Raw genomic sequence first — 9,998 nt, forward strand, 5'->3', positions numbered from 1 at the left:
CCCTGGCATTTTACTGTTTTCTCTCAAAGGCATGGTCTATCAGCTCTTTAATCAGCTGTTTTTTGGAAATGCCTCTGGCCTCCCACAGCATGGGATACATGCTGATAGCCGTAAATCCCGGCATGGTATTGATCTCGTTGAAAACCACTTCCCCGTCTTCTTTAACGAAGAAATCAACCCGTGACAGGCCGTATCCGTCCACCGCCTGAAAGATCTTCTTCGCGATCTCGGGAATCCGTTCTGCCGCGCCGCCGGGAAGTTTTGGGTCTGTCACCGTTCTGGATTCCGCATTGTTGTATTTGGCGTCAAAATCATAGAACTCCGCAGCCGCCAGGATCTCACCGACGCCGGATGCCTTTACAGGGGCGGCGCCTCCTCCGAACACGGCGCATTCCACTTCATGTCCTTGGATCATCTCCTCTACCAATATCTTACGGTCATGTTTTGCCGCTTCTAAAAGTCCCGCTGCCAGTTCCTCTCTGTCCGACGCTTTGCTCACTCCTTTGGAAGAGCCTGCGTTGGACGGTTTTACAAATACCGGATAGCAGAACTTTGCCTCCACTTTATTCAATACCGCATCCATATCGTTCAACTGATGCTTCATCACAGGCACATAATCCGCCTGCTTCACGCCAAGATCGTCCACAATGATCTTGGTATACAACTTATCCATAGATACCGCTGACGCCAGTACGCCGCAGCCCACATAGGGAATCTGAGCCAGTTCCAACAGCCCCTGGATAGTTCCGTCTTCGCCGTATAATCCGTGAAGGACAGGAAATACCACATCCACATGGATCTTCTCCACCTCTTCCCCTTCGGTAAGGATCACGCACTGTTCCGTGGCGTCCGGGGAAATGACCGCGCCGATCCTGCTGTTTCTCCATTCACCGGTACGGATATCTTCCAGGCTCCCGGCCTTTAACCAGTTTCCGTCTTCTGTAATTCCAATCAGCAGCTTTTCATACGCTGTTTCATCTATCTGTTCAATGATATTGGCCGCCGACATACAGGACACACTGTGCTCTGATGACTGTCCGCCAAAAATTACCGCTATCATACGCTTTTCCATCTTATCTATACACCTTTCTGCCCTTTTTACGGACACAATTACCTTGGTCTCCGCCGCCTGCTGCTCTGTGCAGACAACCGCCCTCCGGCGCCGCGGAAATTATTTTGCTTTTCAGGTTTACATTATAACACAGGCGTCAATAATTACCAATAGGATCAGAAAAAAAGGAGGATTAAAATCATGAAATACAAAAAGATGCTGATTGCCGCAGTCAGCCTGGGCCTGATGGTATTTTTACTGGCCATGAACGGCTACAGACAGCACGGAGAGCACCTGGCCTCCAGAATTGCACCGGAAATCATACGCTTTCATGTGAGAGCAAACAGTGACAGCAAAAAGGACCAGGAATTGAAATTACAGGTCCGGGATTATCTGCTTAATACTATTTATGACGATTTAGGGAGTTCTGCCAGTAAAGAAGAGATAAAAGATTACATTTTACGAAAAAAAACGGATTTAGAGCGGCTTTCTGATACATTTATTGAAGCTCAGGGCTTTGAATATAAAACTTCCATAGAGATTTCAAACCAATATTTTCCCGAAAAAACATATGGGGACATGACATTTCCCAACGGAGAGTACGAGGCTGTGACCGTAGCCATTGGAAGCGGAACAGGCCATAACTGGTGGTGCGTGCTGTACCCGCCTCTCTGCTTTACGGACGCCGTATACGCTGAGGTTCCCGATACTTCCAAAAATACTTTGAAAAACCTGCTGGCGCCGGAGGATTATTCGGAGCTGGTGAGAGGGGATGTGGAGGTGCGGTTTAAGGTGCTGGAATGGCTGGGAATTGAATTGTAGCAGCCAGAAGAGTGAATTTCTGAAAGATACGCTGGAAAGCGGGGAGGGGCTATAACCGATGGCTCTCCGCTTTCCGGCTTGTTTTGGATCAATTTTTACATTAAGCCTCAAGGCATTTTTAAAAAAGCCTTCACGCTTTACTTTAAACCCCTAAGGCATTTTCGAAAATCCCTTCACGCTTTACATAAAAAACCCTCTCCTACCTCAGCAGCGCCCCCACATCCAACAGCCCCCAGCCCTGCCGGTTCCTCGGCAGGCCCATATCCACCGCCCGTTCTCTAAGCATCAGTTTCACATCCCTGTTATTCATATAGGGGTATTTTTCCAAAAGAAGGGCGATGGCTCCGGATACCAGCGGGGTGGACATGCTGGTTCCGCTTTTCACCGCATAGCGTCCTGCCACGTTGGAACAGCTTACGATTCCCGAGCCGGGGGCTACGATATCCGGCTTGCAGATGCAGGCGCTGGTGGGGCCGCGGCCGGAATAGTCCACCATGCGGTTGCCCATCACATTCACTTCCTTGTCATCATCGGAACAGCCGACTGTGATCACTTTCCGGCTGATTCCGGGAGTGGTGATGGTCATGGGCTTGGGGCCCTGGTTCCCGGCCGCTACCACTACCACCAGGCCGTCGTCCCATGCCGCGTTGACGGCTTTGACCAATGCGGAATTCTCATTCATCCCTTTCCGGTTATAGGAGCCTACGGAAATGTTGATGATGCGGATTCCAAGTTCCTCTTTATGATAGCGGATCCAGTTCAGCCCGGCCATCACATCGGAGGCAAATCCATTGCCCTTTTCATCCAGCACTTTGATCGATATTAAATTGCATTCCGGCGCAATCCCCTGGTATCTTCCGTCGGAAGCTGTCCCGCTTCCTCCGATAATTGCGGATATATGGGTTCCGTGTCCATTGTCATCATAGGCTTTTCGTTTCTTCTGTACCATATCTGCAAACGCAATGATTCTGTCATCAAAATCGACATGCGGAAATATACCTGTGTCCAAAACGGCAACGCCCACCCCTTTTCCGGTATAACCGGCGTGGTAGGCTTCGCCGCAATGAATCCATGTTTTTACTTGATTCACATTTTAACCTTTTTTCCCTTTTTTATTAAGATATGTAATCTTTTTTAGCTGGGAACCCGTTCCACGGATTTACAGCCTTCAAAAACGGATAATCAGATTATGGTCTGCCGTACTCTATCTGTCTACGACAGAACCGTCTTCATGCAGATGAATCCCTCCGTATTTGCCTTCGAAAGGAAATACTTCTTCTATATGGTCTATTAATTCGATTCCCAGGCCCGGCCCTTGGGGGAGCAGAATATAGCCGTTTTCAACCGCAAACGGAACCTTCATCTCCCTGTCCAGACGGCATTTTCCGTTCATCATAGGGTATTCCTGAATTTCGAAGTTTGGAATGCAGGCATCTAACTGCAGACAGGCCGCTGTTGAAACAGGCCCCAACGGATTATGGGGGATCAGATAAATGCCTTTGGCCTCCGCCTGGGCGGCGATCTTTTTTCCTGCCGTAATGCCGCCTGCCACACACATATCAGGGCGGATATAGCGTACATTGGCATGGGAAATGAGCGTATCAAATTCCGCAGGATTTATAAACCGCTCTCCGGTAGCTACCGGAATCCTGCATTGGCCGATCAGCGCTGCCATGGCTTCCATATTGTCAGGGATTGGATCTTCATAAAAGTAAGGCCGGTATTGATCCAGAGCGCGCCCCAGCTCAATAGCTTCCGCCGTGCGCAGGCCCCGGTGGCATTCCACCGCCACATCCACCTCCCAGCCCACCGCCTGGCGGACCCGTCTCATCGTATCTTCCACACGTCCAATTAAAGCTGTGAAACTTTCGCCGCATCTGCCGTCTTCATCTTTTGGATGCCCGATGGAAAAACGGATGGCTTTGAATCCGTCTGCGGCAATCTTACCGGCGCTTTCCGCAATTTCTTCCCCATTCTTTCCCCGGGCATTTACGTAAATCTTAATTTTATCCCGAACCCTTCCGCCCAGCAGTTCGTAGCAGGGAACATTTAAATATTTGCCTTTTAAATCCCACAAAGCGATATCGATTCCCGAGACCGCCGCCTGCACCACGGCCCCTCTGAAATGCAGATTTCGGGTCAATGCGTCCCAGATAAATTCGATCCGCATGGGATCCAGGCCCACAATTAGCTTTTCCATCTGTTTTAAAACAGTGGCCGTCGCCTCCTGATAGCTCCAGGCCCCGCATTCGCCGATTCCAACCAGGCCGCAGTTGGTGTGGACCTTGACGAAAAGATACCTTCCCCCGGCCAAAATCGATTCAATCTTAGTTATTCTCATAAAAATGGTCTCCTTTTTCCAATCTGCCCCGATCTTTCAGCGGCCGGCAAATGATTTCTTATTATTGGTAACAGTTCAGACAAGTCTGAACTGTTACTATTATTGAACAAAATTCTTTTCACACTATTTAATAAAACTTACATGTTTGAAAATCTCTTTCATGGCCTCTTCTTTTCTCTGGTTGTAAATCACCTTATTCTCTTCAAACAGGTTCCTTCCATGGGTGTCAATGGCCACGATCAATGGGCCGAATTCCTTGATCCGGCATACCCATAAGGTTTCCGGCATGCCCAGATCGGTCCACTGCGCGTCCTCAATCTCTTCCACGGTGGCGGCGGCCACCACTGCGCATCCTGCCGGGAAAACGCATTGAATGGCCTTCCCTTCTCTGCATCCGGCCACAGTCTTATCACCCATGCCGCCTTTTCCCACGATCACCCTCACTCCGGTTTCTTCTATAAATTCCTTCTCAAATTTTTCCATGCGCATGCTGGTAGTCGGACCTACGGATACCATTTCAAAACGTCCATCACTGCCCGGAATCGGCCTCACAATGGGACCTGCATGCAGAATAGCCCCTTCTTTTATGTCAACAGGAAGTTCCCTTCCCTCTTCGATCAGCCTCCGGTGGGCGACATCACGGCAGGTCACTATGTGCCCGCTTAAATAAATAATATCACCAACATGAATATCTTCCAGTTCTTCCGCCTTAACCGGCGTTGTCAATACTCTCTTCTCCATTATAAAGTTACCTCCTTATGTGAAGTAATCGTGTAATTCAAATCCTTATCAAAATCAATGTGGCCTCTCCGGTGTGACCAGCATCCCACATTGACCGCCACGCCGATTGTGGACGGATGGCGCGCCGTATTTTCAATATGTACGCCCATGACGGAATAATTTCCGCCCATTCCCTGAGGCCCAAGGCCGATCTTATTGATCCCGTCTTCCAAAAGTTTCTCCATGGCGGCGGCCCGTTCGTTGGAATTACGGCTTCCGAGAGGGCGCATCAGGGCTTTTTTGGACAGCAGGGCCGCGGTTTCCACAGATGTGGCCACACCGACGCCTACAAGGAGAGGGGGGCAGGCATTCAGCCCATAACTGGTCATAACATCCATCACAAACTCTGTCACGCCCTCGTATCCTGCGCCGGGCATGAGCACCATAGCTTTGCCCGGCAGCGTGCATCCGCCTCCGGCCATATAGGTGTCAATGCTGCAGGAATCGGAATCCGGGACAATCTCCCAGAATACGGTGGGCGTGCCTTTACCTACATTTTTTCCGGTATTGTACTCATCAAATGTTTCAACGCTGTTGTGGCGCAGGGGAGCCTTCACAGTCGCCTCCATCACTGCCTCCCTAAGCAGGCCTTCCAATTCGCCCAGCAGAGGAAATGAAGCTCCGCACTTTACAAAAAATTGTAAAACTCCGGTGTCCTGGCAGCATGGCCGGTCCAATTCCACCGCCAGTTCCTGGTTTCTGAACATGGTGTCATAAATTGTTTTTGCCAGCGGGCTGTTTTCCTTTTCCCTCAGTTCTTCCAGCTTCGCATAAACGTCATCCGGCAGCACTTTACCGGAATAAGCAATGAATTTTGCCATGATGTCTGTCATCCGGGCAGCAGCCTGTTCTTTACTCATTGTCGTGTCCTCCTATTTTCTTAATGAAATATACTATCTTATATATTTGATAATGTATCCATTTATTAATTCCATCATATACCTGCGCATTTGGTTTGTCAATATGATATGGTGGCAGGATACATTTTTCCAATGCTATTTTTCTTCAAACCTGGTCAAAATATTATTCATGCTGCGGATTATATGATCCTGCATCCTCTTCCGGGCCAGTTCGCCGTCATTTGCCTTCACCGCGTCCAGAATCTGTCTGTGTTCAAAAATGGATATCTTAGCATAGTCCTCTTCCGTCACCTTATGTCCCATGGATAAACCGTTCCACATGGAGGACAGCAGGGACTTCATCTTCTCATTGTCGGCAGCGGTCCAGATTTCCATATGAAATGCCTGGTTATGCTTTGAATATTCTTTGGAATCATTGTTTTCCAAGGCCATTTCAGCGATAGAAAATGCGTGTTCAACTTCTGTAAGATCCACTCCCGGCCTGCTGGCCCGGGCGGCGGCCTCCCCTTCCAGAACAGCCCTCGTCTCATAATGATCCCGGATCGTCTTCTCATTAACGCCTAAGACCACGGCTCCTTTGTTGGGACGGAGCTTTATCAGGCCGTCTCCGGAGAGGATTTGAAATGCCTCCCTCACAGGGGTTGCGGACACTCCCACCTGGGACGCGATCCCTTCCAGGGTGATCTCCTGCCCTTCCGTCAGCTCTCTCGACAGAATTGCTTTTCTCAGTATGGACGCCACCTGCTCTCTGGCAGGCAGTAATTTCACTTTTCCCAGATTATTCATTCCGCCCCTCCTCAAAATTCAGTAATGACTTTGCCAAATCAGAATAGTATGCCTTCACCGCCTGTTTCAATCCATTCTCGTCACAAGCTTCATATGCCCTCAATATCCGTGACAGAAAATGTTCCCGGTCTCCCTCTCTGCCTTTCCGGTTCATAACGGCATGGGAAATGTACCCGTCCAGCAGTTTTGAAAAAAGCCGGCTGACGTACACATTCCTCAAAAGAGAGACCGCGGTTTTATGAATCCCGATCTCCATTTCCGCTGCGCGGCTTTGGTCCTCTTTTCCTCCGGTTTCCAGACAGCGGCGGACGGCCCCGAAGAAAATATCCCGGTCATTTTCAGGGATCAGCATTAAAATCTCGGTTTCCATGGCCGCAGCCACAGAAAATGTATCCATGACCTCTCTGCAGTCCATTCCGGCCACCTGCATATGGCGGTTTGGAAGGCGGATCAGAAATCCTTCCTGGGCCAGCGCCTGAAGCGCCTCCCGCACAGGCATGCGGGACACTCCCAGCATCTGGGCAACATTTTCCTGGGCCAGTTCTTCTCCCGGCTTCATACGGCCCGAAAGTATTTCATCACGGATCGCCCGGATAATGTAGTCTTTGGTCTGAACTGCCTGAACAGTTTCCATTTCTTATACCTCATCTCCAAATTTGTTCTTATAATACCCTTTTGCGCAGTAAATAGCGCCTGCCGGATTATGGGCCAGCACCCGGTCCTTCACCACAAGAGTGGTCACCATGGCTTCGGAATAGCGGTATAAAAATGAATCATGACCGACGCAGAGGCCCAGGGCTATGTTGAAGTCCGTTTTCTGCTCATTTAAAAGCCGCGCCTGGAAAACCGGATTGCACATGGGCTCAAATTCATTGGGATGCATCTTATACTCTTCTTGAATGCCGATTTCCGCCTTATCAATGCCGCCTGCCTTGCAGATTACGGAAACCACTTCGAACCCGTGTCTTGTCAGAAGGTCTGAAACGATTTCCGCCTCCCCGCACAATCCGCCGCAGAAGGCCAGCCCGATGCGGTGATACCCCATCCGGTCACAGAATTCCATGGTTTCACGGACGCGCACCCATTGGCCGTATCCCAGCCGTTCGATCTCGGCCGAAGTGATGTAGAATTGAATGTTTTCTTCTTTCTTATACTCTTCCAGGGCTTCATTTAAAACCTCCTGGTTTCTTATGGGACAATTTTTCGGAAGCTTTGCGGCCTGGTTCCCACGGCAGGCGTAGACTTTACATTTTGCGCAAGTATACATAATTATTTTCTCTTTCTGTCATAGTTTCTATTATATATTGGCAGCCGTTCCTGACGGCTTATCCTCATGGCCGAAAAAACCGGTCATGAAACATCAGATTACATATATTGTATCCATTGTTACTGCGCCTGTCAAATACATTGTCCAGGGGCTGTGAACAGTGACAGCGTAATCCGGCCCGGGACATTTCCAAATGGCGGCGGAACATGGGGCCGCGGCTCATCCATGGATTTACATCCGGGGAAAAAAGTCCTATAATTAAAACCATCATATTTTCTGGGGGGGATTGTGGAAAATAATCCTGATGGCTTATTTTTCACACTCAAATTTGTGCCGGAGCCACAAATTTGAATCGCAGCTGGGAATCTGAAATTCTCAGCGCGTGCCTACGCAACGCAGGATTTGCGTTCAGCAATATTTACGTTCAGCAATATTTGCGTTTACCAAGATTTGCGTTTACTAAAATTTGCGCATAAAAACGCTCCGGAATGGAGGAATATTATGTTGAAAACTGATGCAATTACGCTGACACAGCAGTTAGTCCGTATCGAAAGCACCGATCCGGGCTCCTATGAGGGGAAAATCGGGGAATTCATATGGAAAACCCTGGATCATCCCCAGATCAAACTGACAAAAGAAGAGGTTTTACCGGGACGGTTCAATATCATGGCAAAAATCCAGGGAGAGACCGACGATCCCGCTCTGATCTTCATCTGCCATATGGATACGGTTGTAATCGGGGAAAACTGGACCTGTGATCCCTTGGGCGGTGAATACAAAAATGGAAGAATTTACGGAAGAGGCGCCTGTGATATGAAATCCGGGCTGGCCTGCGCCATGTCGGCCTGTCTGGAACTTGCGGCCAAAACAGCCCAAAGCGGTCAAAAGCCCAGACACAGCTTTGCCCTGATCGCCACAGTTGACGAAGAAGATTTCATGCGGGGCGTGGAAAAAGCCATTGAAAGCGGCTGGGTAACAAAAAACAGCTGGGTTTTGGATACGGAACCCACCAACGGCCAGATTCAGGCTGCCCACAAAGGCCGCGCCTGGTTCGAGGTGGATGTGGAAGGAATCACCGCGCATGCCAGCACGCCGTGGAAGGGCGCGGACGCCATCGCGGGAATGGCCGAAATTATCTGCGGGATCAGAAAACGGATCACGGCCTGTCCAAAACACGAAGAGCTGGGCGCATCTACGGTCACATTCGGACAGATAACCGGAGGTTACCGGCCCTATGTGGTTCCTGACAAGTGCAAAACATGGATTGATATGCGTCTGGCTCCGCCTGTTACCACAAAAGACGCTGCCAATATGGTGGAAGAAGCCATAACCCAGGCGGCTGCCCAGGTACCCGGCATACGCGCCTCCTATGTGATCACCGGGGACCGGCCTTATGTGGAAAGGGACGACCGTTCATTTCTGCTGAAATCCCTCAAGCATGCATGTGAAGAGGTGACAGGAGAACATGCCGCCGTCACTTTCTTTCCAGGTTATACGGACAGCGCCGTCATTGCAGGCGCCTTAGGAAATATGAACTGTATGTCCTACGGCCCCGGCGATCTGGAACTGGCGCATAAACCGGATGAATCGGTTCCATGCGAAGACATTTTAAGATGCCAGGCCGTACTGATAACACTTGCGGAAAACATGATTTTCTGATATTCTTAATCTGCGGCCGGGAGAATTTCGGAATTTCAGATGGTATTTTTTCCGCAAATTCTATGCCGGGGATAAAAAACATACGGGACGGGCACACTTTTTTATATAAATTTCCTGTTGACCTTTAACGTAATTTTATTTACATTCCCCTTATATTGTTAATATTTATATTAAGAAAATCTTCATAATCTATTCAAACAATATACAAACATTTTCCCGAGCGGTATGTTATACTAAAACCATCATAAGAAATGTACTAACAAAACTATTTATCCTTCCAACCTTTTTGAAAAATCCTAATCCTAAAGAAAAGCGGCCCCGTATTTTATGAATACGGGGTTTTTTCTGTCCTTTTTTAAAATAGAGGGCTAAGGGATTTTCGAAAATGGCTTCCCCCTTTACAGTAAAGGGGGAAGCCATTTTCGAAAATCC

At 49.0% G+C, this 9,998-nt stretch carries 11 protein-coding genes; 2 read left to right on the forward strand and 9 right to left on the reverse strand.

Going from position 1 to position 9,998, the window contains the following annotated elements:
* Nucleotides 1-10: 10 nt before the first annotated feature.
* Nucleotides 11-1,072, reverse strand: a complete 1,062-nt coding sequence (locus GPL15_RS10065; RefSeq protein ID WP_215698545.1) for a D-alanine--D-alanine ligase family protein — start codon at nucleotides 1,070-1,072, stop codon at nucleotides 11-13.
* Between the two features lie 180 nt (nucleotides 1,073-1,252).
* On the opposite strand from GPL15_RS10065, the gene spoIIR reads away from it, so the two are divergent.
* The gene (gene spoIIR, locus GPL15_RS10070; protein ID WP_215698546.1) at nucleotides 1,253-1,873 is read left to right on the forward strand and encodes a stage II sporulation protein R; all 621 of its coding nucleotides are present in this window, start codon (nucleotides 1,253-1,255) and stop codon (nucleotides 1,871-1,873) included.
* Nucleotides 1,874-2,072: 199 nt separating this feature from the next.
* On the opposite strand, the gene GPL15_RS10075 is transcribed toward spoIIR, so the two are convergent.
* From GPL15_RS10075 to GPL15_RS10105, 7 genes are all read right to left on the reverse strand, one after another.
* Nucleotides 2,073-2,963: a S8 family peptidase gene (locus tag GPL15_RS10075; protein ID WP_215698547.1), complete on the reverse strand. Its 891-nt coding sequence runs from the start codon at nucleotides 2,961-2,963 to the stop codon at nucleotides 2,073-2,075.
* 114 nt (nucleotides 2,964-3,077) lie between these two features.
* Nucleotides 3,078-4,214, reverse strand: a complete 1,137-nt coding sequence (locus tag GPL15_RS10080; RefSeq protein ID WP_215698548.1) for a mandelate racemase/muconate lactonizing enzyme family protein — start codon at nucleotides 4,212-4,214, stop codon at nucleotides 3,078-3,080.
* Between the two features lie 123 nt (nucleotides 4,215-4,337).
* Nucleotides 4,338-4,955, reverse strand: a complete 618-nt coding sequence (gene ttdB / locus GPL15_RS10085; RefSeq protein WP_215698549.1) for a L(+)-tartrate dehydratase subunit beta — start codon at nucleotides 4,953-4,955, stop codon at nucleotides 4,338-4,340.
* Complete coding sequence (gene ttdA, locus GPL15_RS10090; RefSeq protein WP_215698550.1) at nucleotides 4,955-5,854, reverse strand: L(+)-tartrate dehydratase subunit alpha; 900 nt, start codon at nucleotides 5,852-5,854, stop codon at nucleotides 4,955-4,957. Before ttdA ends, ttdB begins: the two co-directional genes overlap by 1 nt.
* Before the next feature lie 135 nt (nucleotides 5,855-5,989).
* The gene (locus GPL15_RS10095) at nucleotides 5,990-6,640 is read right to left on the reverse strand and encodes a GntR family transcriptional regulator (protein ID WP_215698551.1); all 651 of its coding nucleotides are present in this window, start codon (nucleotides 6,638-6,640) and stop codon (nucleotides 5,990-5,992) included.
* The gene (locus GPL15_RS10100) at nucleotides 6,633-7,274 is read right to left on the reverse strand and encodes a GntR family transcriptional regulator (protein WP_215698552.1); all 642 of its coding nucleotides are present in this window, start codon (nucleotides 7,272-7,274) and stop codon (nucleotides 6,633-6,635) included. The genes GPL15_RS10095 and GPL15_RS10100 overlap by 8 nt, the downstream gene beginning before the upstream one ends.
* Nucleotides 7,275-7,277: 3 nt before the next feature.
* Nucleotides 7,278-7,907, reverse strand: coding sequence for a DUF1847 domain-containing protein (locus GPL15_RS10105; protein WP_215698553.1), 630 nt, complete (start codon nucleotides 7,905-7,907; stop codon nucleotides 7,278-7,280).
* 501 nt (nucleotides 7,908-8,408) lie between these two features.
* Here GPL15_RS10105 and GPL15_RS10110 point away from each other — a divergent pair.
* Nucleotides 8,409-9,566, forward strand: a complete 1,158-nt coding sequence (locus tag GPL15_RS10110) for a M20 family metallopeptidase (protein WP_215698554.1) — start codon at nucleotides 8,409-8,411, stop codon at nucleotides 9,564-9,566.
* A 228-nt stretch (nucleotides 9,567-9,794) separates the two neighbouring features.
* Here GPL15_RS10110 and GPL15_RS10115 read toward each other — a convergent pair.
* A partial coding sequence (locus GPL15_RS10115) for a hypothetical protein (protein ID WP_215698555.1) occupies nucleotides 9,795-9,998 on the reverse strand: 204 nt, incomplete at its 5' end.

Source organism: Clostridium sp. MCC353 (assembly GCF_018785315.1).
Classification (GTDB): domain Bacteria; phylum Bacillota; class Clostridia; order Lachnospirales; family Lachnospiraceae; genus CHH4-2.

Excerpts from the sequence above, each read along its gene's own strand:
- GPL15_RS10110 (WP_215698554.1), top strand. The coding sequence starts at position 8,409 with ATGTTGAAAACTGATGCAATTACGCTGACACAGCAGTTAGTCCGTATC.
- GPL15_RS10095 (WP_215698551.1), bottom strand. The coding sequence starts at position 6,640 with ATGAATAATCTGGGAAAAGTGAAATTACTGCCTGCCAGAGAGCAGGTG.
- spoIIR (WP_215698546.1), top strand. The coding sequence starts at position 1,253 with ATGAAATACAAAAAGATGCTGATTGCCGCAGTCAGCCTGGGCCTGATG.
- GPL15_RS10100 (WP_215698552.1), bottom strand. The coding sequence starts at position 7,274 with ATGGAAACTGTTCAGGCAGTTCAGACCAAAGACTACATTATCCGGGCG.
- GPL15_RS10105 (WP_215698553.1), bottom strand. The coding sequence starts at position 7,907 with ATGTATACTTGCGCAAAATGTAAAGTCTACGCCTGCCGTGGGAACCAG.
- ttdA (WP_215698550.1), bottom strand. The coding sequence starts at position 5,854 with ATGAGTAAAGAACAGGCTGCTGCCCGGATGACAGACATCATGGCAAAA.
- GPL15_RS10065 (WP_215698545.1), bottom strand. The coding sequence starts at position 1,072 with ATGGAAAAGCGTATGATAGCGGTAATTTTTGGCGGACAGTCATCAGAG.
- ttdB (WP_215698549.1), bottom strand. The coding sequence starts at position 4,955 with ATGGAGAAGAGAGTATTGACAACGCCGGTTAAGGCGGAAGAACTGGAA.
- GPL15_RS10080 (WP_215698548.1), bottom strand. The coding sequence starts at position 4,214 with ATGAGAATAACTAAGATTGAATCGATTTTGGCCGGGGGAAGGTATCTT.